Source organism: Rhizobium sp. K33, from assembly GCF_056501445.1.
In genome coordinates this window covers 500,752-525,025 of sequence record NZ_CP096478.1, presented here as the reverse complement: position 1 = coordinate 525,025, position 24,274 = coordinate 500,752, and the positions used below count along the sequence as shown (strand labels likewise).

Annotated in this window: 22 protein-coding genes and 1 riboswitch; of the genes, 7 read left to right on the top strand and 15 right to left on the bottom strand. The window is 62.3% G+C overall.

The window, feature by feature from the left end; all coding sequences use genetic code 11:
• The first annotated feature begins 286 nt into the window (after positions 1 to 286).
• The gene (locus M1E12_RS02445) at positions 287 to 1,258 is read left to right on the top strand and encodes a TerC family protein (RefSeq protein ID WP_479564804.1); all 972 of its coding nucleotides are present in this window, start codon (positions 287 to 289) and stop codon (positions 1,256 to 1,258) included.
• A gap of 96 nt (positions 1,259 to 1,354) precedes the next feature.
• Here the strand turns inward: M1E12_RS02445 and M1E12_RS02440 are convergent, their stop codons facing one another.
• Positions 1,355 to 1,606: an exodeoxyribonuclease VII small subunit gene (locus tag M1E12_RS02440; protein ID WP_479563618.1), complete on the bottom strand. Its 252-nt coding sequence runs from the start codon at positions 1,604 to 1,606 to the stop codon at positions 1,355 to 1,357.
• Positions 1,607 to 1,608: 2 nt separating this feature from the next.
• Positions 1,609 to 2,544 carry a histone deacetylase family protein gene (locus tag M1E12_RS02435; protein ID WP_479564803.1) on the bottom strand — a complete coding sequence of 312 codons (936 nt, stop codon included), beginning with the start codon at positions 2,542 to 2,544 and terminating at the stop codon, positions 1,609 to 1,611.
• 177 nt (positions 2,545 to 2,721) lie between these two features.
• Between M1E12_RS02435 and M1E12_RS02430 the strand changes: the two genes are divergently transcribed.
• The 4 genes from M1E12_RS02430 to M1E12_RS02415 all read left to right on the top strand — a co-directional run bounded on the left by M1E12_RS02430 (position 2,722) and on the right by M1E12_RS02415 (position 7,155).
• Entirely contained in the window at positions 2,722 to 3,123 is a 402-nt protein-coding gene (locus M1E12_RS02430) for an acyl-CoA thioesterase (RefSeq protein ID WP_136542205.1), read from the top strand.
• Between the two features lie 317 nt (positions 3,124 to 3,440).
• Positions 3,441 to 4,247: a TlyA family RNA methyltransferase gene (locus M1E12_RS02425; RefSeq protein WP_479563617.1), complete on the top strand. Its 807-nt coding sequence runs from the start codon at positions 3,441 to 3,443 to the stop codon at positions 4,245 to 4,247.
• On the top strand, positions 4,244 to 5,494 hold the full coding sequence (locus M1E12_RS02420; protein WP_479563616.1) for a class I SAM-dependent RNA methyltransferase: 1,251 nt from the start codon (positions 4,244 to 4,246) through the stop codon (positions 5,492 to 5,494). Before M1E12_RS02425 ends, M1E12_RS02420 begins: the two co-directional genes overlap by 4 nt.
• 155 nt (positions 5,495 to 5,649) lie before the next feature.
• Positions 5,650 to 7,155, top strand: coding sequence for a peroxidase family protein (locus M1E12_RS02415; RefSeq protein ID WP_479563615.1), 1,506 nt, complete (start codon positions 5,650 to 5,652; stop codon positions 7,153 to 7,155).
• A 39-nt stretch (positions 7,156 to 7,194) separates the two neighbouring features.
• Here the strand turns inward: M1E12_RS02415 and M1E12_RS02410 are convergent, their stop codons facing one another.
• The 5 genes from M1E12_RS02410 to M1E12_RS02390 all read right to left on the bottom strand — a co-directional run bounded on the left by M1E12_RS02410 (position 7,195) and on the right by M1E12_RS02390 (position 13,606).
• The gene (locus M1E12_RS02410; protein ID WP_479563614.1) at positions 7,195 to 8,016 is read right to left on the bottom strand and encodes an alpha/beta fold hydrolase; all 822 of its coding nucleotides are present in this window, start codon (positions 8,014 to 8,016) and stop codon (positions 7,195 to 7,197) included.
• Between the two features lie 96 nt (positions 8,017 to 8,112).
• Positions 8,113 to 8,418, bottom strand: a complete 306-nt coding sequence (locus tag M1E12_RS02405; RefSeq protein ID WP_310240798.1) for a hypothetical protein — start codon at positions 8,416 to 8,418, stop codon at positions 8,113 to 8,115.
• 214 nt (positions 8,419 to 8,632) lie between these two features.
• Positions 8,633 to 10,723 carry a methyl-accepting chemotaxis protein McpU gene (gene mcpU, locus M1E12_RS02400; RefSeq protein ID WP_479563613.1) on the bottom strand — a complete coding sequence of 697 codons (2,091 nt, stop codon included), beginning with the start codon at positions 10,721 to 10,723 and terminating at the stop codon, positions 8,633 to 8,635.
• Positions 10,724 to 10,913: 190 nt separating this feature from the next.
• A complete protein-coding gene (locus tag M1E12_RS02395; RefSeq protein ID WP_479563612.1) occupies positions 10,914 to 11,672 on the bottom strand; it encodes a crotonase/enoyl-CoA hydratase family protein in 759 nt (252 codons plus the stop codon).
• Positions 11,673 to 11,827: 155 nt separating this feature from the next.
• Positions 11,828 to 13,606: an acyl-CoA dehydrogenase gene (locus tag M1E12_RS02390; RefSeq protein WP_479563611.1), complete on the bottom strand. Its 1,779-nt coding sequence runs from the start codon at positions 13,604 to 13,606 to the stop codon at positions 11,828 to 11,830.
• 402 nt (positions 13,607 to 14,008) lie between these two features.
• On the opposite strand from M1E12_RS02390, the gene M1E12_RS02385 reads away from it, so the two are divergent.
• On the top strand, positions 14,009 to 15,919 hold the full coding sequence (locus M1E12_RS02385; RefSeq protein WP_479563610.1) for a PhoX family protein: 1,911 nt from the start codon (positions 14,009 to 14,011) through the stop codon (positions 15,917 to 15,919).
• Positions 15,920 to 16,031: 112 nt separating this feature from the next.
• Here the strand turns inward: M1E12_RS02385 and minE are convergent, their stop codons facing one another.
• From minE to M1E12_RS02350, 7 genes are all read right to left on the bottom strand, one after another.
• On the bottom strand, positions 16,032 to 16,292 hold the full coding sequence (gene minE, locus M1E12_RS02380; protein ID WP_113379454.1) for a cell division topological specificity factor MinE: 261 nt from the start codon (positions 16,290 to 16,292) through the stop codon (positions 16,032 to 16,034).
• A complete protein-coding gene (gene minD / locus M1E12_RS02375; protein WP_113379453.1) occupies positions 16,289 to 17,104 on the bottom strand; it encodes a septum site-determining protein MinD in 816 nt (271 codons plus the stop codon). The genes minE and minD overlap by 4 nt, the downstream gene beginning before the upstream one ends.
• 29 nt (positions 17,105 to 17,133) lie before the next feature.
• Positions 17,134 to 17,904, bottom strand: a complete 771-nt coding sequence (minC, locus tag M1E12_RS02370; RefSeq protein WP_310240786.1) for a septum site-determining protein MinC — start codon at positions 17,902 to 17,904, stop codon at positions 17,134 to 17,136.
• Between the two features lie 188 nt (positions 17,905 to 18,092).
• The gene (locus tag M1E12_RS02365; protein WP_113460642.1) at positions 18,093 to 18,581 is read right to left on the bottom strand and encodes a BA14K family protein; all 489 of its coding nucleotides are present in this window, start codon (positions 18,579 to 18,581) and stop codon (positions 18,093 to 18,095) included.
• Positions 18,582 to 18,786: 205 nt separating this feature from the next.
• Positions 18,787 to 19,206 carry a BA14K family protein gene (locus M1E12_RS02360; protein WP_479563609.1) on the bottom strand — a complete coding sequence of 140 codons (420 nt, stop codon included), beginning with the start codon at positions 19,204 to 19,206 and terminating at the stop codon, positions 18,787 to 18,789.
• Positions 19,207 to 19,429: 223 nt separating this feature from the next.
• Positions 19,430 to 20,515 (bottom strand): FAD-binding oxidoreductase, encoded by a 1,086-nt coding sequence (locus M1E12_RS02355; RefSeq protein WP_479563608.1) that lies wholly within the window; start codon positions 20,513 to 20,515, stop codon positions 19,430 to 19,432.
• Between the two features lie 2 nt (positions 20,516 to 20,517).
• Positions 20,518 to 21,762 carry an aromatic ring-hydroxylating oxygenase subunit alpha gene (locus M1E12_RS02350; RefSeq protein ID WP_136542217.1) on the bottom strand — a complete coding sequence of 415 codons (1,245 nt, stop codon included), beginning with the start codon at positions 21,760 to 21,762 and terminating at the stop codon, positions 20,518 to 20,520.
• 104 nt (positions 21,763 to 21,866) lie between these two features.
• A riboswitch (cobalamin riboswitch) is annotated at positions 21,867 to 22,070 on the bottom strand.
• 304 nt (positions 22,071 to 22,374) lie between these two features.
• Between M1E12_RS02350 and M1E12_RS02345 the strand changes: the two genes are divergently transcribed.
• Positions 22,375 to 22,980: a DUF6656 family protein gene (locus M1E12_RS02345; RefSeq protein WP_310240781.1), complete on the top strand. Its 606-nt coding sequence runs from the start codon at positions 22,375 to 22,377 to the stop codon at positions 22,978 to 22,980.
• A 16-nt stretch (positions 22,981 to 22,996) separates the two neighbouring features.
• Here the strand turns inward: M1E12_RS02345 and M1E12_RS02340 are convergent, their stop codons facing one another.
• Entirely contained in the window at positions 22,997 to 24,076 is a 1,080-nt protein-coding gene (locus tag M1E12_RS02340) for a GGDEF domain-containing protein (RefSeq protein WP_479563607.1), read from the bottom strand.
• Positions 24,077 to 24,274: the final 198 nt, after the last annotated feature.

Below are 24,274 nucleotides of genomic sequence, written 5' to 3'. Positions count from 1 at the left end.
CGGCTGGAGATATCGGCAAAAGCCAATTGTGGCTTTCTTGTGCATTTTATTGTCCGGCACCCTTGAAAGACTGGAGGCGTATCACGATCTATCGCGAGCGGACCGGGCCCCTCTGACGACGGATTACCCTCGTGATGTCGGACCGCATCGAGCACGCTCGATGTCATGCCCGGACCGGACCTCTCCTTCGCGAACCCGTGCGTGCATTGCATCGAGCCGGATCAATGCAACAGAGGTCAAACACTTGGAACTCCTGCTCATTCTGTTTCTCGGCAAGCCACTGTGGATGTGGTTGCTGTTCATCCTGCTGGTCGTGGCGCTTCTTGCCTTCGACCTCGGCGTTCTCAACAAGAACGACCATGAAATCGGCATTGCCGAGAGCCTCAAGCTTTCGGCCATGTATATCACCCTGGGTCTCGCCTTCTCCGGCTTCATCTACTGGCAGATGGATACGACCGCGACGGCGCAGTATCTGACCGCCTTCGTCGTCGAGAAGACGTTGGCGATGGACAATATCTTCGTCATCGCGCTGATCTTCAGCTTCTTCGCCATCCCGCGCGAATACCAGCACCGCGTGCTGTTCTGGGGCATTCTGGGCGTGATCGTGCTGCGCGGCATCATGATCGGGCTCGGTGCCACCATCGTCGACCAGTATCACTGGGTTCTCTACTTCTTCGCCGGCTTCCTGATCCTCACGGGCATCAAGATGCTCTTCGTTGCCGACAAGGAGCACAAGATCGAGGAGAACGGCCTCATCCGCTTCCTGAAGCGCCGGATGAACGTGACGGAAGAGATCCATGGCCACGACTTCATCGTGAAGAAGCCGGATCCCGTGACGGGCAAGATCAGGCGGTTTGCGACGCCCCTCCTCCTGGCACTGGTCATGATCGAGATCGCCGACCTGGTGTTCGCCGTCGACTCCGTACCGGCCGTCTTCACGATCACGACCGACCCCTACATCGTCTATACCTCGAACATCTTCGCGATCCTGGGTTTGCGCGCCCTCTATTTCGCGCTGGATGCCATCCTGCACCGCTTCGCCTATCTCAAATATGCGCTCTCGGTGCTGCTGATGTTCATCGGCTCGAAGATCTTCATCGCCTGGGGCATGGGCTGGGAGAAGTTCCCGCCGGAGTGGTCGCTCGGCATCACCTTCCTGATCCTCGGTGTCGGAGTCGGCTATTCGCTGTGGAAGACCGGGACCGGTGCAGTTAAGGCAGAGCCCAAGACCGTCGAAGTCAGGAACCCGGCCGAGTGATCCGCAAACTGACATCCATAAACGACGAATGGCCCCGAAAGGGGCCATTTGCGTGTGATGTCAGCGGAGAAAAGCGGGCGGAAACCCGCACGCTGATCAGGCGCCGTCGAGCGGCTCGGTGCCGGTCGGCTTGCCGGCGCGGTCGAGGCGGATTTTTTCGATGCGGTTTTCAGCGGCCGACAAGAGCGTCTCGCAATGCTTCTTCAACAGTTCGCCGCGCTCGTAGATCGCGATGGATTCGTCGAGCGCCACGTCGCCGCGTTCGAGGCGGGCGACGATGCTTTCGAGCTCGGCCACGGCCTTTTCGAAGGAATAGCCGGAGAGATCGGCGGTTACGGCGTCGGACATACTCAACCCTTCATCAGTCTCAAGATGTGCAGGCCTGCCGATTCGGCGAGGCCTTCGAGATCATAGCCGCCTTCGAGCAGGCTGACGACCCGGTTATGGGCGAAACGGTCGGCGACTTCGAGCAGCCTGCCCGTCGCCCAGTCGAAATCCTCGCCGACCAGATTGATCTGCGCCAAGGGATCGCGGTGATGGGCGTCGAAACCGGCGGAGATCAGAATGAAGTCGGGCGCGAAATCCTGCAGCGCAGGAAGCACGCGGCCCTTGAAGGCCTCGCGGAAATGGTCCGAGCCGACATTGGGCGAGAGCGGCGCGTTGACGATGTTGCGGTGCTTACCCGTCTCATCCTTGGCGCCCGTGCCGGGATAAAGCGGCATCTGGTGGGTCGAGCAGAAGAGCACGGACGGATCATCCCAGAAAATGTCCTGCGTGCCGTTGCCATGATGCACGTCCCAGTCGACGATCGCGACGCGCTCGACGCCGTAGGTCTTCTGCACATGGCGGGCGGCGATTGCCACCGTGTTGAACAGGCAAAAGCCCATGGCCTTGGTCTTTTCGGCATGGTGGCCGGGTGGGCGCCCCGCGACGAAGGCATTGTCGGCCTTGCCGGTCATCACGTCGTCGACAGCTGCAATCGCGCCGCCGATGGCGGTCAACGCAACCTGCAGGCTCTTTTGCGAGGCATAGGTGTCTGCCTCGAGCTGGTTGATGCGATCCTCTTCTTCCGGAATCTCGCGCATGACGGCGGTGAGATGCTCTTCGGGATGGGCGAGCGTCACCAGGTCCTCATTCGCCTGGCTTGCCTCGATCCGCTCCAGCCGGGCGAAGTTCGGATGCTCCAGCGCAATGTTGAGCGAGCGCAACCGATCGGCCCTTTCCGGGTGGCCTTCGGGCGTGTTGTGCTCGAGGAAGATCGGGTTCTCGTAAAGACGGGTGGCCATGGGGATCCTTCCGGGGTCCGGCAGAACATAATGCTCTGCCATGTCATCTTCCACCTCGCATCCCGGTTTTACCCAGTTGCGTGCGCTCCTCACCCAGCGGTCGAAACGGCGCTCCCTTGTGAAGCCGGCCGCGATGCCGTTAAATGCCGGCAACAGAAGAAGATTTCGGGAGAGGGCATGGACGAGATCGAGCGGGTGGAGGTGAGCGGGCTTGTCGTTGCCTATCGCGATATCGGCCCGACCGGCGAGATGCAGGCCGCGGCCTATGTCGTTCACGCCGAAGAGGCGGTCCGGCATTTCTGGCGCTACCGCCCGCCGCTCGAAGACGAGCCGCAATACAGCCCGACCAAGTTCGAGGTTCGTCTGCACCAGCCGCTGCGCGTCGAAGATGAAGTGCGCATGATCGTGCAGGTCGACAAGATTGGCGGCAAATCAGTCGGCTTCGAGGTGCAGATGGAGAAGGACGGCCAGACCGTGGCCGAAGTCGACATCACCTGGACGGCGCGAGACGGCGAAACGGCAGAACCAGTCGCGCTGCCCGAAGACATCCGCGACTGGCTGTATCGGTATGTGCCCTAGCCCCTGGGCACCCGCTTCTCAACGATAGCCCCAAAAACGAATGAAGCCCCCCGGGCCCGAAACCGGGGGGCTTCTATTCCTGCGGGCCAGAAGGAGGAGGAGGCCTGCAGTCTTTGTCGGAGCACGCTTCTTGGGAGGGAGGATCGCATCGCGCCGGCCTGTGAACATTAGAACCAATTGCTTAAAGCATCGCTAATGAAACCCTGAATGGACGGCCGATTGAAAATCGCAACTCTCCTGTGAGCGTAAGGTCGGGTGATGGGTCGATGCGGCGAAAAACACTTGCGCGGCGGCGGATCTCACCGCATTGACGGTGCATGAAAAAGCTCCCTGAACCCCAGCGCCTCGACCAGCTCCTGGTCGCCCTCGGCCTCTTCGCCAGCCGATCCCGCTCCCGTGACGCCATCCAGCGCGGCACAGTCAAGGTGGACGGCAAGGTGGTGTCGAAGCCCAGCCTCGTCTTTGCCGCCACCCATCAGTTCGAAATCGACGATCCTGCGCAGGATTACGTCTCGCGCGCGGCCCTCAAACTCGTTGCAGCGCTGGATCATTTCGGCCTGTCGCCGGAGGGCTGCCACTGTCTCGATGTCGGCGCCTCCACCGGCGGCTTCACCGAAGTGCTGTTGAAGCGTGGTGCTGCCCATGTGACGGCCATCGATGTCGGGCATGATCAGCTGCACCCGCGACTGGCCAGCGATCCGCGCGTGACCAATCTCGAAGGGCTCAATGCCCGTTATCTCGAGCCGGAAGATTATGACGAGGAGCCCTTCGACTTCCTCGTCTCCGACGTCTCCTTCATCTCGCTGAAGCTGGCACTGGCCCCTGCGCTCGAGCAGGCCGAGCCCGGTGCGCACTGCCTCTTGCTCGTCAAGCCGCAGTTCGAGGCCGGTCGCGAGGCGATCAGCAAGGCGGGCCTGCTGAAAGAACCGGAGACGGCACCGCTCGTGGCGGCCGAACTCGAGCGCTGGCTGACGGAAGACATGGGCTGGACGAGCCTTGGTCTCATCCCCTCCCCGATCGCTGGCGGCGATGGCAACGAGGAATTCCTGCTTGCCGGCGTCAAGCCGCTCGACGGGGACCGGAACGACGACGATGATCTCGACGCTGAAGAGGACGAGGCATGAGCGCCGAAACCGTCACCATTTCCAGTCTCGGCGCCAAGGGCGATGGCATTGCCCATGGCTCGGATGGCCCGGTCTTCGTGCCCTTCTCGCTGCCGGGCGAGACCGTTTCCATCGCGCGGGTGAAGAACGAGGGCACGATCATGTCGATCGCGAGCCCCTCACCCGACCGGGTTCAGCCGCCCTGCAAGCATTTCGGGCCCGATGGCGTCGGTGGTGTCTGCGGCGGCTGTTCGCTCCAGCATATGGCCAAGCCCGCCTACAATACCTTCAAGCGGCAGGTGCTGATCGATGCCTTGAAGTCGAAGGGGATCGAGGCGCCGGTGGGCGAGATCTTCGAGGCTCATCCGCATCAGCGGCGGCGCCTCGTCTTCACGGCACGACGTCGCGGTGACGGCTTGGTCATGGGTTTCATGCAGGCAGAGACCCATCATGTCGTGCCGGTCGAGGAATGTCCCATCGCATCGGACGGGCTGATCTCCCGCCTAGACGCGATCAAGATCATAGCCAATGCCTGCGGGGCGGAACACTTCCGCATCACGGTCACCGAAACGACCACCGGCCTCGACATCTCGCTCGATGGCCTGCGGGGCGGGCTTGGCGATCAGGCGCGGCGCGCGGTGACCAATGCGGTGATCAAGCTGAAGGGCATTGCCCGCGTTTCGGCCAATGGCGAAATCGTCATCGAGCCGCAGAAGCCGCTGCTCGACTTTGCCGGGGCCCGCGTCGTGCTGCCGCCCGGCGGCTTCACCCAGGCGACGCGCGAGGCAGAGGACCACATGGCAGCCCTTGCGATTGCCCATATCGGCAAGGCGAAGAAGGTCGCGGACCTCTTCTCAGGCATCGGCACGTTTGCCCTGCGGCTGGCGCGCTCATCTGCCGTGCATGCGGTGGAATCGGATGAAAAGGCCGTGAAGTCGCTCGACTTTGCCGCCCGCAACACGCAAGGCCTGAAGCCCTTGACCGTGGAGCGGCGCGACCTTTTCCGGCGTCCGTTGATGACCTCCGAATTCAAGGCCTTCGACGCCGTCGTCTTCGACCCGCCCCGGGCGGGTGCCGAGGCTCAGTGTGCAGAGCTTGCGAAAAGCCAGGTGAAGAAGATTGTGGCGGTCAGCTGCAATCCGCTGACGCTGGCACGCGATCTCGCGATCCTGACTGCCGGCGGCTACCGCATCGATCAGGTGACGCCGATCGACCAGTTCCTCTGGTCCCCGCATGTCGAGGCTGTGGCCACCCTCAGCAAGAAATAGCAATTGATGCGCCTTTGGGTTGCGTTAAGTTTCTTGCGCCACCCAAGATATTCATCTCTGATGGCTTGCTAGAGAAGTATGTCATCAGAGGGGGAATGACGATGTCTGAAGTCGCAGCCCACGGACATGGCGTTCGCGGCATGAGCCGTGAATCCTTGCAGGCGCTCGCCGGCAATGGCGATCCCGGAAAGTTCGGCAAAATGTTTCCGCGGCTTCGGTCGCTTCATGCCGAGGACGACGCGCTTTTTGAGCTGGCAAAGGCGATGCGCGATACCAGGGGCGACACCGATGATCATCCGGAGCTGCCCGCCGGCTACACTTATCTTGGCCAATTCGTCGATCACGACATCACGCTCGACACGACGCCGCTAGACAAGCAGCGCGCCGATCCGCTCGCGACGCAAAACTTCCGCACCCCAGCGCTGGATCTCGATTCGCTTTATGGCGACGGACCAGGCCTGCACCCTTATCTTTACGCCAAGGAGGACATCCGCAAGCAACCGGGCCCGAAATTCCTCATCGGGAAGGCCGTGGCCTCCGCGGGCTTCAATGGGACAATCCCGGAACTGCGCAACGACCTGCCGCGCAACGCCCACGGCCGCGCGCTGATCTTCGACGAGCGCAATGACGAAAACCTGCTGGTGGCGCAGTTTCACCTGCTGATGCTTAAATTCCACAATGCCGTGGTCGAGCATGTGAAAAAGACGACCAAAGGCCTGTCCGACGAGGAACTGTTTACCGAAGCTCGGCGCATCGTCACCTGGCACTACCAGTGGATCGTGCTCTTTGATTTCGTCGAGCGCCTGACCGAGCGCGGGCTGATCCGACGGATCAAGCATGAAGGCCGACGATTCTATCGCTTCCGCAGTCGGCCCTATATGCCGGCGGAGTTCGCTGCGGCCGCCTATCGGCTGGGGCATTCCATGGTTCGCGAGAGCTACAGCCACAATGCCGTTTTCCGACCGGGCGGGTTCACGGATGGCACTTTGGACCTCATGTTCATTTTCACAGGCAAATCCGGGCAAATCGCGGGCGAGCTGGCACCGGAGACACCTCCTTCCCCGCTCGGCCCCCTGCGTGCTCTTCCCTCCAATTGGGTCATCGACTGGCGACGCTTTTTCGACCTTAACACGCCTCCTCAAGACGATTTCACACTCAATCGCGCCCGCCGGATCGATCCGCTCATCGTGCCCGCCCTGCACACGCTCCCCGACCATCCGGCGGACATGACGACCGTAGCCGCACGGCGGTTTGTGCTGCCTTTCCGCAACTTAAGGCGCGGTTCGCAAATAGGTCTTCCGTCAGGACAGGACGTGGCGCGCGCCATGGGTTTCGAACCATTGAGCGAAGCAAAGCTGGCCATGGGGGATGACGGCGAGACGGCCGCGCGGCTTGGTTTCCACAAGGCAACGCCGCTCTGGTACTACATCCTAAAAGAAGCCGAACAGCTGCACAGCGGAACGAGGCTCGGTCCCGTCGGGTCAACGATCATCGCCGAAACCTTCCTCGGCCTCGTCCATGGCGATCAAAACTCTTTCATGCAAAAACGCTCGAACTGGACGCCGCATCTGGGAGACACGCCCGGTGATTTCACCATGGCGGACCTGGTCAAATTCGTCGATGACATCAACCCGGTGGGGGATGGCAAAGGGGAGGCTTGATTTCCGCCTCCCCGGCAAAACCGGGGAGGCCTTCGACGTTTAGCGGCGCAGGAAGTTCACCACGTCCTCGATGAAGCGCTGCTTGTGGGTGGCAAACAGCCCGTGGGGGGCGCCCTCATATTCGATCAGGGTCGACTGGGCGATGCCTTTGGCCGCGGCGCGACCGGCGGCATCGATCGGCACCGTTTTGTCGTCCGTGCCATGGATGACCAGGGTCGGGACATTGAAGCTTGCGAGATCAGGGCGGAAGTCCGTCGTCGCGAAGGCCTTGGCGCAGGCCAGCGTCGGCTCGAGCCCTGCCATCATCGCCTGGCGTTCTGCCCATTCGAGCATCTCGTCGCTGACGGCCTTGTCGAACATGGCCACGCCGAAAAAGTCCTTGAAGAAGCCTGCGAAGAAATGGGCGCGGTCTTCGACCATGCCCTCGGTCATCTGATCGAAGGTTTCCTGCGGGGTCCCTTGCGGATTGTCCTCGGTCTTCAGCATGTAGGGCACCACGGATGACACGAGGATGGCGGAACGCAGATTGGCACCGCGATGACGCGACATGTAGCGGGCCACCTCGCCGCCGCCCATGGAGAAGCCGAGAAGGGTTGCGTCCGTGGCGCCGACCCAGCTCATGACATCGGCGAGATCGTCGGACAGCGTGTCGTAATTGTAGCCGTCGAAGGGCTGTTCGGAACGGCCGAAGCCACGGCGATCATAGGAGATCGCCCGCATGCCCGCATCGGCGATGGCCTTGGAAAGATCATCGAAGGTGTCTGCCGTCAAAGGCCAGCCATGCAGAAGGACAACCGGACGGCCCTCGCCCCAATCCTTGACATAGAGCTCGACACCATCGCGGGTTTTGATACGGGGCATTGCGTCACCTTTCGCTTGTTGCGAACAGGGAACGGGTGACGCTCGCAGCGGTTCCGCGCCAAGGCGCTCACGGCGACGAAAGAGAGCTGGCAGGCCTCAGTAGGTCAGAAGCGTGCCCGATCCAGTGACGTTCGAGCAACGGCAGCGACCGCCGACCCGACCGGGGTTTGCCGGGCAGGACACCTGTCCGCCACCGCCGATGCTGCCGGACTGGTCGATGACGCAGATATAGCGCTGGGGGCGGACCGGCCGGTTCTGACGCGGGGTGTTCTGCGTCTCGCTGATCACGTCGTTGGAGTCGTTGACGAGCACGAGCGGGAGCGAAGGGCTTACGGCCATCTCGGCGGAAGCCGGTGCGGCGATGACGAGCAGGCTGAGTGCGACACAGAACAAACGCAACATAAAAACCTCGGCAAAACAGGTGACAGCTGACAGCTGGACTTCGAAGAAAACGACGACCCTCGGGCCACCACGGATAAGACCCGAACAGCCGAGCGCCAACATGGTTGCAGAGATTAGCGTCAAAGACTGAACACAGGCTGAACCACCGTCCAGCTCGAAAACAGAAACGGCGCCAGAGCGGCGCCGTTCCCATGTAGGTCGTTCGTGTGCCGGATCAGGCGGCGCGACGCTGGCCTGCGGAGCTTCCAGCAGCCCGATCATCGATGCGGAACTGGTTGAGGAGCGCTGTCAGCGCTGCCGCTTCCTGGGCCAGGCCATGGCTTGCCGCCGTCTGTTCTTCAACCATGGCGGCGTTCTGCTGAGTGCCCTGGTCCATGGTGTTGACGGCGGTGTTGATCTCCTGCAGGCCGGTCGACTGTTCGCGCGAGGCGGTGACGATGGCGTTGACGTGGCCGTTGATCTCCTGGACCTCGCGGACGATCACGTCGAGCGCCTTGCCGGTCTCGTTGACGAGTTCGACGCCATGCTTGACCTGGTCGCCCGAGGCGCTGATCAGGGCCTTGATCTCCTTGGCGGCAGTCGCCGAACGCTGGGCGAGTTCGCGCACTTCCTGGGCAACGACGGCAAAGCCCTTGCCGGCTTCACCGGCGCGTGCGGCTTCAACGCCGGCATTGAGCGCGAGCAAGTTGGTCTGGAAGGCGATCTCGTCGATCACGCCGATGATGTTCGAGATCTCGCCGGAGGACTTCTCGATGCCCTGCATGGCATCGACAGCGCGTTCGACGATCTCGCCGGACTTCTCCGCACCGGCACGGGCGCGGGTCACCAGCTGGCCGACTTCCTCGGCACGGCGGGCACTGTCCTTGACGGTGGTGGTGATCTCTTCCAGCGCTGCGGCCGTCTCTTCGACCGAGGCTGCCTGCTGCTCCGTGCGGCGGGCGAGGTTGTCGGCGGACGAGCGAATTTCCGCAGCACCGCCGTCGATGGCGCGGGCATTGCGGCCGACGGTGGCGAGCGCATCATGCAGCTTTTCGACGGAGGCGTTGAAGTCGACGCGCAGGCGGTCGAGGTCACCGGCAAACGGGGTTTCGATGCGCGAGACGAGGTCGCCATTGGCGAGGCGGCCGAGGCCATCGGCCAGCGAATGCACGGCGAAGGACACCTGCTCGGCCTCACGCGCCTTGGCGGCTTCGCGTTCACGGCGCTCCTGTTCTGTCATCGTGCGGGTTTCATCCGCTTCGCGGGCCAGGCGGCCACGCTCGATAATGTTGTCGCGGAAGACGGCGACGGCAGCGGCCATCTGGCCGATCTCGTCCTTGCGAGCGGTGCCCGGGATCTCTGCCGAGACATCGCCGCCGGCGAGCTTACCCATGACGCCGGTCATCTCGACCACCGGACGAACCACGAGGCGCGACAGCAGGGCAGCGAGAATGCCGATCATGGCGACAACGCCGACAAGGGTGGCGACGGCTGCGGCCGTGCGGAATTCACCGATGGCGGCAAAGGCGAGATCGCGGTTGATCTGGACGCCGAGATACCAGTCGTCGCGCGGCAGGCCCTTGATCGGCAGGAAGGAGACCAGCACGTTGGCATCGGCGAAGGTGGTTTCCGTGATGCCGGCGCCGACGGATGGCGTGTTGGTCGGGAAGGCGTCCTTCAGCGTCTTGGTGACGAGGTTGCCATCGCGATGGACGAGGATAGTGCCGTCCTGCTTGACGAGGAAGGCGGAGCCCTTGCCGCCCATGTCGACGGAATTGACCATGTCGACGAGCGAGGTGAGCGAAAAGTCGGAAGCGGCCACACCGTAAAGCTTGCCGTCCTTCTTCACCGGGATCGCGGCGCTGATGATCAGGTTGCCGGTCGAGGCGTCGGCATAGGGGTCCGTCAGGACCATCTTGTCGGCCTTGACTGCGTCCTGATACCACGGGCGCTTGCGGGGGTCATAACCTTCCGGCAAGGGCTGGTTCGGTACGCTGGTGAACACGCCCTGCTCGTCGCCGACATAGGTCGACATGAATTCACGGATCAGGACCGGGTTGTCGAAAGCGGCGGTGATGGCAGCCGCATCGGGCGCCTTAGCCGCGGCATTGCCGGCAAGCTCGGTCAGCATCACGCGGGCGCCGAGCCAGTTCGCGATACTCTGCGAGGCCTGGAGACCGGAGCTATCGATCTCGCTCTTGACGGCCGCACTCGTCGCGTTGCGCTGGAGGCTGTCAATATAGAAGGAGAAGCCGGACAGGGCGGCGACCACCACGAGGGAGGCGACCACCAGGATCTTGGTCATCAGGTTGGAACTGGTCTTCACGGTACGGTCCTGCAAAAACTCTCCGCGCAACTGCGGCGCGGGGATGTCATGGGGCATTGTGCGATCACGGCACCATCATGGTGAGGAAGCGGTGGATATCCCGCTACCCCACGAATACCCTGCAGGATTTAATGGGTACTTAAGCGAAGACCGAAAAATAAGTAGGCCTCACATACGACACATCGCTTTTTCAGCGTTTCATCATGAACGCTTCGAATGCGGCACGTGCTTCTGCGCTTTTCAGCTGGGAGACGAAGTGCTGAAGCTCTTCCTGCATGCGGGCGCGGACTTCGTCGGCGCTGCCTTTGACCAGGGCACGGGCGATCCTCATCGCGGCCGGGGGCTTGGATGCAAGCGAGGAGGCGAGCTTCAGGGTTTCGGCCTCGACCTGATCCGGCGAGACGACCTTCCAGATAAGGCCGGCCTCACGCGCCTCAACGGCGGAAAAACCTTCGCTGGCGGCGAGCATGGCGAACGCGCGCTGGTGGCCCATGATGCGCGGGGCGATCAGGCTGGAGGCGGCTTCCGGGATCAGCGCCAGATCGACGAAGGGGGTCTTGAACAGGCTGCGGTCGGAGGCGACCGTCAGGTCGCAATGCATGTGCAGCGTCGTGCCGATCCCGATTGCCAGACCGTCCACGCCAGAGACCAACGGCTTGGTGACTTCGGTCAGCGCCTTGAGAAGGCCGAAGGCCGCCGGTTCGCCGACCGCGCCGGCCATGGCGAAGCTCAGGAAATCGGCCATGTCGTTGCCGGCGGAAAAGCAGCCCTCGGTGCCGAGGAAGACGATGGCGCGGATCGCTTCGTCATTCTCGCCTTCGAGCAGCCCAGCGGTCAGCTTCTCGTACATCGCCTGTGTGATGGCGTTTTTCTTGTCCGGCCGGTTGAAGCGCAGGACGAGCACGCCGGGATGGGCTTCCGGGCGGGTGATCTCAATGTGGTCGGTCATCTCGGCTTCCTCGGGTGGTCCCCACCCTCCCCTTGAGGGGGAGGGTCGGAGCGAAGCTCCGGGGTGGGGTGAACAACGACATATGCTGGTTTTGGTAGGGTCACCCCCACCCGCCGCTTTGCGGCGACCTCCCCCCTCGAGGGGGAGGTGGGAGATCAGGCGAACAGCGCTCTCGCTGCGTTGAGGCTTGCCTCGCCGTTGATGACGCGGTCCTTGAGGGCTGCGGTCTCGGCGATCAGGTTCTCGGCGGCGAAGCGGCAGAGCGCCAGGCGGTTGTCGCGGCCCTGTTCCTCGTCGGCAAGGGCGCCCTTTGCGAGGTAAACGCCGGTCAGAGCGAGGCCGAAGAGACGCTGGTAAGGGGTTGCGCCTGCGAGCGCTGCCGAGGCATTGCCGGCGGCGAGCTGGGAGAGCAGCCATTCGGTGGTGTCTTCCAGATCAGACAGGCTGGCATCCAGACGGGCGGCGGTTTCGCCGAAAGCCTCGAGGTTGGAAGCGCGCACGGCGTTGACCACCTGCTTCAGCTCGGTGATGTAGCCGCGGACATGGTTGCCGTTCGACAGCGGCAGCTTGCGCGTCACGAGGTCGGCGGCCTGGATGCCGTTGGTGCCCTCATAGATCGGGGCGATGCGGCTGTCGCGCCAGAAGCGAGCAGCACCGGTTTCCTCGATGAAGCCCATGCCGCCATGGGTCTGGATGCCGAGCGAGGCGACATCGACGCCGGCATCGGTGGCGAAGGACTTGGCGATCGGGGTGAGCAAGGCGGCGCGTTCGGCCCAGTGACGGGCCTCGTCGCCTTCGGCATGATGGCTCATGTCGGTGGCGTGGGCGCAAACATAGCAGATCGCGCGGGACCCTTGAGTCAGCGCCTTCATCGTCACCAGCATGCGGGCGACATCCGGATGCTCGATGATCGGCGACATACCCTGCCCCGTCCAACCGGGCGCCTTGCCCTGGGTGCGCTCCTTCGCATACTGCACGGCCTTCTGGGTGGCGGCCTCGCAGATGGCGACACCCTGCATGCCGACCGCGAGACGGGCATTGTTCATCATGGTGAACATGCAGGCGAGGCCCTTGTTTTCCTCACCGATCAGATAGCCGATCGCGCCGGCTTCGTCGCCATACTTGCCGTCGCCGTAGATCATGGTGCAGGTCGGCGAGCCATGGATGCCGACCTTGTGCTCCAGCGAATGGCAGTAGAGGTCATTGCGAGCGCCGATCGACCCATCGTCGTTGACGAGATATTTCGGCACGAGGAAGAGCGAAATGCCGCGGGTGCCGGCAGGGGCATCGGGCAGGCGCGCGAGAACGAGATGGATGATGTTCTCGGTGATGTCGTGCTCGCCCCAGGTGATATAGATCTTCTGGCCGAAGATGCGGTAGGTGCCGTCATCACGACGCTCGGCGCGGGATTTCATGACCCCGAGATCGGAACCGGCATGGGGCTCCGTCAGGTTCATGGTGCCGGTCCATTCGCCGGAGACCATCTTCGGCAGGTACTTCGCCTTCAATTCTTCAGCGCCGTGGGCCGTCAAGGCATCGACGGCACCCATGGTGAGCGTCGGGCCGAGCGCAAAGCCCATGGAGCCGGAGTTCCACATTTCGAGCGCTGCCACGTTGAGCATATGGGGGAGCCCCTGCCCGCCGAAATCTTCCGATGCCGTCAAGGAGTTCCAGCCGCCTTCGGCCCAGGCGCGGTAGAGTGTGTCCCAGCCATCGGGCACGATGACCTTGCCGTCGACCAAGCGTGCGCCCTGGCGGTCACCGATCTCGGCGAGCGGTGCGACTTCGTCACTGGCAAAACGTCCGGCTTCGGAGAGAATGGCATCGACAAGGTCGTCGCTCAATTCGCCCAGCTTGCCGTCTTCGATGGCCTTGGTCAGGCCCGCGACGTGCTTCAGGGTGAACGCGATCTCTTCAACGGGCGCCTTGTACATGACGTGCTCCTCCAACTGGCGTATGGTTCAAGGCCACGCCCAGACTCCCACCCAGGAGGCGCGGCTCATTCTCCTTCTGGCTAATTGATTTTTACGTAAACGTCAAATCTTTTGCATTGGGCAGAAGGCCTCCCCCACGGTCGGATCCAGGCTTGAACAGGGATCGGGCCAGACACGGGACAAAGCTGTGTGAACTGCAGGACACCCGCGGTGCAACGATATTCGGGGCGGCTTACCAAAGCCTTAGGCGGGCCAAGGACTTACATCTGCAAGGCGGGAAGTGACCGCTGCGAGTTCCTAATTCAGGCTTTTCACAACTAGCGCTCTGCCCGGATTTCGTCACATCACTGTTATCAGGGCTGACTAGTCGGAGGGTGGACTTCAACCAAAGGAGGCTCTGCCATGACCGAAACCAACACCAATCATCTCTCGTGGGACGAGTGGGACGAGCTGCACAATCCGCCGCCGGCCGTGACCGACTTCGACCGCGTCGTTGAACGCGCCGTCTCCCGCCGCGGCTTCCTTGGCGGCATCCTGGCCATGGGCTCTGCTGCTGCCGCCATGGGCACGCTCGGCAACCTGATGAGCTCGACCTCGGCCCAGGCGCAGGATGCAGCGTCGCGCTTTGCCTTCAAGCCGATCCCGATCGCCACCGACAACACCGTGCATGTTCCGGAAGGCTATAGCTGGAAGCCGCTCGCCAAGTGGGGCCAGCCGCTGTTCTCAACCGCCTCCGACATCGACCCGATGAAAGGCGTTTCGCTGGAAAACTCCGACAAGGTCTTCGGTGAGAACACCGATGGCATGGAAATGTTCGTGATCGGCGACCATCAGGTCATCGCCGTCAACCACGAATACGTCAACAACGAAACCAACCTGCCGCATGCGCCGGAAGGCATGCCGCAGTCGCTCGACGACGTGAAGATCCTGCAGAACATGCAGGGCGTGACCGTCATGGAAGTGACCGAAGGCGCCGACGGCTGGCAGATCGTTGTCGACAGCCCGTTTAATCGTCGTATTCACCACAACACGCCGATGAAGCTTTCCGGCCCAGCCGCTGGCTCGGATCTGGTCAAGACCGCAGCAGATCCCAATGGCGTCGACTGTCTTGGCACCTTCAACAACTGCGGCGCCGGCAAGACGCCGTGGGGCACCTACCTCACCTGCGAAGAGAACTTCAACGGCTACTTCGGCACCACCAATGCCGAGTTCAAGCTGCCCGACGACTACAAGCGCTACGGCATCGTGGCCGAGACCCGCTACGGTTATGAAAAGTTCGACGAGCGTTTCGACGTTGCGAAGAACCCGAACGAGCCGCGCCGCGCCGGCTACGTCGTCGAGATCGATCCGTCGGATGCCTCTTCCACGCCGATCAAGCGCACGGCGCTTGGCCGCATCAAGCATGAAAACGCCGCCGTCGCCGTCGCACGCGACGGTCGCGTGGTCGTCTACATGGGCGACGACGAGCGTGGCGAGTTCCTCTACAAGTACGTCTCCAACGGCATCTATGTCCCGGGCGGCGACACGTCCAAGCTGCTCGACGAAGGCACGCTCTATGTCGCCAAGTTCTCTGACGAAGGCACCGGCGAATGGCTGGCTCTGACGCCGGAAACCACCGGAATGAAGGCCGATGAAATTGCCGTCTTCACCCGTCAGGCCGCGTCCAAGGTTGGCGCCACCACCATGGACCGTCCGGAATGGGTCGCCATCAACCCGGTTGCGATCGAAGCCTATTGCTGCCTGACCAACAACTCGAACCGCGCCGTGATGAAAGACGGCAAGATGCGGACCAATGCCGGCGGCGACGTCATGGACGTCAACGCCGTCAACCCGCGCGCCGGCAACGAGTATGGCCAGATCGTCCGTTGGTATCCGGATGCGGAAGACCACACCAGCACCACGTTCAAGTGGGACCTGTTCGCCATGGCCGGCAACCCGGTCGTGCACAAGGACGCCTATGCCGGCTCGTCCAACATCAACGAAGGCAACATGTTCAACTCGCCTGACGGCATGATGTTCGATTCGACCGGTCTCGTCTGGATCCAGACCGACGGCGAAGACTCCAACGAGGGCGACTTCGCCGGTCAGGGCAACAACCAGATGCTCGCCGGCGACCCGGTCACAGGCCGCATCGAGCGCTTCATGACCGGCCCGAAGGGTTCGGAAGTGACCGGCCTCACCTGGTCGGCCGACAAGCGCACCATGTTTGCCGGCATCCAGCATCCGGACGCTCCGTTCCCGGACGGCGAAGGCAAGCTGCCGCGCTCGACGATCGTTGCGATCAAGAAGGACGACAACGCCAAGATCGGCTGATCATCCACGGGCCGGGCGGCAGCAGCCGCCCTGCCCTATTCACAAAACAAGAGAAGGCCGCCGACCGGAGTTTCCGGCGGCGGCCTTTTTTTCATATCAGAGGATGGCCGGATCAGGCGGCGAGGCGCTGGGCGTTGCGCGGGATCTCGACGTCGATCTCGAGGATCGAGACGTCTTCGTCGCGGTCCATCTTGATCTGCACCTTGTCGCGGTCGAATTCGACATGCTTGGCGATCACGGCAAGGATTTCCTCCCGCAGGACGGCCACCAGATCGCTTTCGAGCGAGGCGCGCTCATGGGCGAGCAGAACCTGCAGGCGTTCACGCGCCATCGGGGCGGAACGCTGTTTGCGGAACAGGGAGAAAATGCTCATGCGGCCCTCCGCGCGAAGATCTTGTCGAGGAGACCACGCTTCTCGCCAGGGATGGTGATCGGAACGTTTTCGCCGGCCAGACGACGGGCAGCATCGAAATAGGCCATGGCCGGGGCGCTGCGGGCGTCAGCGAGCGTGACCGGCGCACCGATATTGGAGGCGCGCAGCACGTCCATGCTTTCCGGGATGATGCCGACCAGCGGGATCGACAGGATCTCGAGGACGTCGTCGACCTTGAGCATGTCGCCACGCTGGGCGCGGTTGGCGTCGTAGCGGGTCAGCAGCAGGTGCTTTTCCATGCGCTCGCCGCGCTCGGCCTTGAGCGTCTTGGAATCGAGAAGGCCGATGATGCGATCCGAATCACGCACCGAAGAGACTTCCGGATTGGTGACGACGACGGCCATGTCGGCATGGCGCATGGCTAGCGTTGCACCACGTTCGATGCCGGCCGGGCTGTCGCAGATGATCCAGTCGAAATACTTCTTCAGCTCGTTGATGACCTGTTCGACGCCTTCGGCGGTCAGGTTGTCCTTGTCGCGGGTCTGCGAGGCGGGCAGCAGGAAGAGCGTTTCCAGCCGCTTGTCGCGGATGAGCGCCTGCGGCAGCTTGGCGTCACCCTGGATCACGTTGACCAGATCGTAGACAACGCGGCGCTCGGCACCCATCACCAGATCGAGATTGCGAAGGCCCACGTCGAAATCGACGACGACGACCTTTTCGTTGCGCTGTGCCAGCGCTGCACCGAGAGCGGCCGTCGAGGTGGTCTTGCCGACCCCGCCCTTGCCGGATGTCACGACTATCACCTTGCCCATGTGGTTCTCCTGTCTATCCCCGCTCAAGTTCACGTCATTCTTTCTGTCATGATTGCATCCCCCTCCAGCCAAAGCTGAACTGGATGCCCTTTCAATTCTGGATCCATGTCGTCGGTCATCGCGTAGACGCCGTCGATTGCAACCAGCTCGGATTCGAACTTACGACAGAAGATCCTTGCGTCGGCATTGCCAACGCATCCGGCGAGCGCTCTGCCGCGCAGCGCGCCGTAGATATGGACGGATCCGCCGGCGATGACTTCGGCACCGGATTGTACCGAGCCGATGACCGTGACGTCGCCCTGGGTGTAGATGACCGACTGGCCGGAGCGGATGGTCTCACGCACGATCAGCGATGGCGCCGAGACGGGGCTCTGCTGCACCGTGACCTGGGGTGCCGCCTGTTCGGCGGGCTTCTTCTCCGCCTTGCCCTTGGGCTTTGCATCGGAAGGTTCGGCCGCCTCTTCGCGCGGCACCTCGTAGTCGGCCGCGGGTTTTCCGCCCTTCAGCTGCGGCGGCATGCCCGGTTCTACGAGAGAGGGGCGCCCGCCTTCGATGCCCATGATCGAAACATTGCGCGCCGCGAGCTCGGCGATCAGGGCCTTCAGCTGGGGCTTGTCGATTTCGATGTCGGAAACGTCGAGTACCACGGGGCGACCGAGGAAGAAGCCAGCCGAACGGGCTGCGAGGTCATCGAGCCGGACAAGCCAGTCGTCGAACGGCGGATCCGGCGTCAGGACGACGGCCAGGAAGGATCTTCCCTTGATGCGGATGGAGCGTGGTTCGGTTAGCACTTTGGTCATCTACGTAAACAAATCGTTGATGAAAGGAGTAGTGCTGATTTGGTTAACAAATGGTTAACGCGGGGATTTTGCCGTTAGGAAACAGGCGGATCGTGCTCACGAAAAAACCGCCCGCGGCTAGCACCGGGGCGGCTTGATGTTAACCCTTTCCGGCTTCTCGAGGAAGCCGGATCAGCGGGAGCTATCGATCAATAGTAGGGCGACAGGCACTGCTGGCGGGGGCCGTTATACGGCTGGAACGTGTTGGAGCGCACGTCATAAGACCGGTAGCGCGCCTCGCACCACTGGTAGTGCCGCGGGTTCACGTTGCCCACCGGTGCTGCAGCGCGCGGCGGGTTGGCGATTGCGCCGCCGATGATCGCACCGGCTGCAAAGGCTGCCAACGGGTACCAGTAGCCATTGTGGTAACGATAGCCTGCACGGCGCTCACGGTAACCGCGGTGACCGCGCCAGTAGTGCGCGCGCTCGTAGCGGTCGATGCGGCGATCAATACGACGGTCGATGCGGCGGTCGATACGACGCTCATAGCGGTCACGATACTGTACCGCGGTGGCATCGGTGGTGGCGGCAATGGGGGCCGCGGGACGGATGACCTGCGCCTGGGCGGGGATCATGCCGGTAAAGGCCATGATCGAGGCGAGCGCGGCGACGGCGGTCGTCTTGAATGCAGTCTTCATGATGTTTCTCCCTGCATGTTTCCCGGTCGTCGGAACCGGATGAACATCCGGGCCTCGACCTTGAAACGAACGTTAACGGGGCCAGCCTGAACTCAGAATTAACATGCCGTTCATGGCTCGCGCTCCGCGCGTGGCGGTTCCACGACCGCTCCGGCGCGCAAGTGCCCGTCAACGGGGGAGCTCAGCTTTTGTTCCGGAAACGCCCTCAGGAATAGGGCGACACGCAGGTTCGACGCGGCCCGTGATACGGCTGGAAGGTGTTGCTGCGCCAATGATAGGAGCGGTAGCGATCCGCGCACCAGCTGTAGTGTTGCTGGGCGAGAGCACCACCATAATGCACCACATGGCGGCGCGGGATCGGCCGGTCGACGATCACACCCGCTCGCATCGAGCGCGGCGAGAACCACAGGCCTCTGTGATAGACATAGCCCGGGCGATGCAGCCGATAGCCATAGGCGCGATAGCCGTGATGGCGCGAGAACACCGTGACCCGCTGGTAATGCCGATAGCTCGTGTGGCGTTCGTAGATACGGACTTCAAGGCCGCCGGCATTGGCAGCGGTGCCGGCCATCATGAAGCCGGCGACGGCGAGACAGGCGGCGGCGAGAGCAGAAACAAGCTTCATGCGTGATCCCCCTTTTTGTGCGGAGCTGCCTTCCTCTGCGCCCGCCATCATGGCCGACACTTGGCCGCTTCTGGCGGCCGGAGGCTCCATCAGAGAATGCTAATCCGGCCTGAGCCGGGCGGCAAGGGCACGTGTCTCCTGGGCGCTCTCCAGGACAAGAGAAAGGGCGTTTCCTATCCGGAACCGCCCTCTCTTCACATACAGTTGATTGACCAGCGTCCGCTCAAGCCTCGATCTCGATATCGCCCTTCGGCCTCGAACAGCAGGCGAGGATATAGCCTTCCTCGATCTCGTCATCGAGGATGCCGCCATTGTGGTCCATCTCGACTTCGCCCGAGAGCTTCATGACCTTGCAGGTGCCGCAGAGGCCGGATTCGCAGGCCGCACCGATCCGGACACCGGCCGCACGGGCTGCCTGAAGGACCGTATGCCCAGGGGCGCAGAGGCCGTCCTTGCCCGACATGGCGAAGGTGACCTTGGTTGCCTGCTCGCCATCGCCATGGTCGGCAACAACCACCATCGGCTCCGGCTTGACCGGCTGGAAGGCTTCCTCGTGATACTGCTTCATGTCGAAGCCGGCACCTTCGAGCGCTTCGCGCACGGTTGCCATGAAGGGCGCCGGGCCGCAGCAGAAGACGGTGCGCTCGAGGAAGTCGGGGGCGAGAAGCGCGATCTTTGCCTTGTCGATGCGGCCCTTCAGGCCCGACCAGAGCTGACCGCGGCCCAGTTGCTCAATGATGAAGCCGAGCTGGAAGTTCGGCATGTCACGCGCCTTCGCCTCCAGCTCCCACCGGAAGATGATGTCGTCGGGCGAGCGCGCGCAGTTCAGAAAGGTGATGTCGCTATCGGGTGCACGGTCACTCAGGTCACGGGTCATGGACATCATCGGCGTGATGCCGGAGCCGGCCGAGATGAAGAGGTACTTCTTGCCCGGATACTTGGCATAGGAGAAGTCGCCGAGCGGGCCGAAAGCCTTCAGCGCCATGCCGGGCTTCAGATTGTCGAACATCCAGCGGGTGCCGATACTGTCCTTCTGCGCCTTGACCGTCACGGCGATCGTGTAGGGCCGCGAGGGACTGGAGGAGAGCGTGTAGGTGCGCATCACCGGCTCGGGCCCGACGGGGATCTCGAGGGTCACGAACTGGCCCGGCATGTAGCGGAACCAGAGGCCCGGCTTGTTCGGCTTGAAGGTGAAGGTCATCACGTCGGCGGCTTCCGGCGTGACGGCGACACACTCCAGGAGATGCTCCCGGTCGGACCAGGGGCGCATCTCGTCGACATGGCGATACTGGGTGACGGCAATGTTCATGATCAGGCCACCACGGAGAGGCGAGCCTTGTCGCCCTGAAGGCGGCTCACCATGAAGTTGGAATACCATTCAACGAACTGCATGACGCCGCCTTCGTGATCGACGGAATAGGGACCGGGTTCATAGGCCGGCGAGCGGATGCCGAAGGCGTTTTCCTCGACGATCGAGCGATCCTGGTCATTGGTCATGTTCCAGACATGGGTCAGCTCTTCGAGGTCGTAATCGACGCCTTCGACCGCATCCTTGTTCACCAGCCAGGTGGTGGTGACGGCCGTCTCTTCGGCCGACAGCGGCAGGACGCGGAAGGAAATCGCGTGGTCGCCGAGGATGTGGTTCCAGGTCGTCGGATAGTGGAAGAGCAGCATGGTGCCGATATGGCTGATCGGCACGTCGGCGGAGAGCGGCTTCTTCACGGCGCGCTTGCCCGACATGGTGTAGCTCTCGGCATCCTGTATCAGCGGCATGCGGGCGGTGCGGAACTGGCCGGACGGGTCCATCTTGAAGGTGGACGGAAGACCGGCCGCCTCACAGCGTGCCCAATGTTCGGAAATGAACGGGTCGTCGCCGGCCCCCTGCACACCGGTTGCGGTCGGCGCTTCCGGATAGGTGCGGCAGAGCTCCGGATGGTTGCCGGCGCAGTGGTAGCATTCGCGGTTGTTTTCCCAGACGAGCTTCCAGTTTCCCTTCTCGATGATCGTGTTCTTGTGCGCGACCTTGGCTTCCCAGAGCCGGTGCGGCGCCATGTAAGGTTCGATCGAGGCCCGCACAGGGGCAAAATCGGGGGCTTCGTTGGCGAGGCAGACGAAGATGTAGCCCGCGACGCTTTCGCAATGCACGGTCTTCAGGCCGAACTCGGCCTTGTCGAAATTCTCGCCCATCTGGCGGGCGAAGACGAGCGAGCCGTCAAGGTCGTAGGTCCACTGGTGGTAGGGGCAGACGAGCTTGGCGGAGGCGCCCTTGTCCTGGGTGCAGACGCGGTGGCCGCGATGGCGACAGGTGTTGTGGAAGGCGCGGATCACCTGATCCTTGCCGCGCACGATGACGACCGGATAGTCGCCGATCTGGGCGGTGAAATAGTTGCCGGCACGCGGTATCTCGCAGTCATGGCCGATGAACAGCCAGTCGCGATACCAGATCATCTCCATGTCGAGCTTGAAGTAATCCTGGTCGATATAGAAGGGCTGTTCGAGGGAGAAACCCTCGCGGCGGTTCTTCAACTGACGCAGCACATTGGCCTGCAGGTCCATGTCGTCCTCGTGTTTTCAAAAACTCGGGGGAGAAGAGGGCGCAGCCCGTCACCGCCTTGAACAGGCGCTGCGCATGGCTATCTCCGGTCGCCCTCCGCAACCTCAAATGTCCGTCTGCCAAGGCTGGTTTCCGGGCTCAGGAGTGGTCCATTTGCGGACCGCGTCGGCGCCTTCCCAGGATTTCTCCCAGTGGCCTTTTGCCAAAACGCATTCTCCACCACCGTTGCGGGGGCAGCGCCGGATTTTGACCGGCTTCCCGATTTCCCGCCCTTCCCTACCAGGGCGGCACCTCGAGCTTGCCAGCATCTAATCACAGGGCCGGGTCATGCGCTGCACTGCGAAACGACACGGCTGAAATTGTTTGCGACATGGCCACAGCCCCGTGAAATAGAGGGGAGAGAGCAAAATCTCCTTTAATTTCCGAATACTGCAGTATTCGACAAGAAACCTCCCGAAACAGCGTGACGCAAACGGGCGATTGCAGAGCAGATTGCAAGATTTGCGCTGCGGCAAGCCTCAGGAAACCTCCGAGGCGCAAAGTACCATCAAATCATGATTAACCATGCTGCGCTAAGCTCCAGCAGTCAGTCCGGGTACCGTCAGAGCGTCAAGATGCAGAAACTGAGATACTACGCGGCTCCCAAAGCGGAAACGAAGGCGCCGCCGCCCGCCAAGGCCGTCCATTCCGAGTTCCTCAGGACCGGACGGATTTCGCGCAGCCGTGAAGACTGGCTGCCGGATGAACGGCGCTACCTGACCTATGAGGAAGTCGCGGCGCGGACGGGACGCCGGCTGGAACGGGCTGCGGAAACCACGCACGACCGGATCAACAGCTTTCACCGTTCGATCAAGTTCCCCAAGATCATCTTTCACCGCACGCTGAACAACAGCCCGCATCTCGGTTACTGTCACGTGACCGCGGCGCGCACGAACTTCGCGCAATATGCCGATGTGAAATGGGCCTTCTACATCGCCAACTTTCTGGCGGATATCGGCGGTGAGGAAGTTTTCTTCGAGCAGATCAAGCAGAATTACGGGCGGATGTATTTTGCCGTGGCGATCAAGCCGGAGGCAGAAACCAAGGCGATGACGATCGATCGTTCCTTCCGCGACAACGGGCTCCTGTTCCAGACGGTCGACCCGAAAGAGGCGCTCAGAAACGTGCTGATGCTCGGCGCGCGAGACGCCGAGCTCAGGAAGATCATCGCAAAGCTTTAAAGGCTGGCGTCCCCGATCAGGCGCCGAAACCGCCGACGGGCTTCTTCTTGTAGATCAGCCAATCCTTCGAGACATAGTCGTTCGCACCATAGACCGTGACGGTATCACCGCCGGCCGACTTGGAGGTGGCGAGCGCCTTTTCCGCGAAGTTGGTGAAGTCGAAGGCATTCGGGGCCTGCTCGGAGAAGCAAATGCCGAAGGACATGGTGAGCTGGCCGACGCGGGCACCGCTCGACGAGCCGACGAAATTGGTGGCCTTCAGCTTGGCGCGGACGAGATCGACCACGCGGCTGATTTCCTCCTGATCGGAGGTGTAAAGCAGCAGACCGAAGCGGCCGGCATCGAAGCGGCAGGCAAGGTCGCCACCGCCGGAGACGGCTTCGAGAACCTTGGCGACCTGCATCAGGAAGCGTTCGGCCACGGCCGGGCCCATCTGCTCCTGTATGCGGGCATAATCATCGATCTCGCCGATGGCGACACCGCAGAGGACGGGCATTTCCGGGTTTGCATAAATCTTGGCGACGGCCTTGTTGAAGGCGCGGCGCGAGGCAAGGCGGGTGACCGGATCGACAAACTTGGCGGCTTCGGCCTCTTCGGCCTCGCGCTGCAGATCGGCGAGCGCTGCCGTCTTGTCGACCACGGCGCGCACGACATTGCTGTTCTGATGCGCACGCTTCTCGGTCGCGGCCTTCAGCATCTTGATCGACTGGCCGAGCGGCGTGCCTTCGAGGTCGGCTTCGGTCAGGATGGTCTTCGAGGCATGACCGATGACGCGGCCGTAATCGGTGAGCGAGATCTTTTCCTCGTTGAGGAGCGAAATGAAGTTGCTCATCTCTGCGCGAACCTGGCCGTTCTGGCGGCTCAGCAGACCGTCTTCATGGTGATGCGGCAGATACTTGCGGCCGAGCTCGTCGAGCGCTTCCTGGGTCTTGACCTTGCCGAGCGCGATGAACTCACGCACCAGTTCCGGATTGCTGCCGGAATAGGCTTCATAGACCAGTTCGTAATTGCGCGGCAGACCGTCGATGCCCATCTGATGCATGGCGGTGGCGACGCGAAGCGCAATGCTGGCGGCAGGATTCTTGACTTGCTGCATCTGTCCACTTCCCCGAGTGAGGCTTTCCCGTCTCTTGGCCTGACCATAGGCGAAGTTCTCTTTCTTTCGGTTACGTCGGTAGTTAAAATTTGAGATGTCTCGCCACCCCATTAAAAAATAGGGTGGAAACTGCGGTCCATCGCGCTGAAAAAGGGATTTGCCGGCTCGTCGCGCAGGCGATAAGGACGGGCAAAGGCA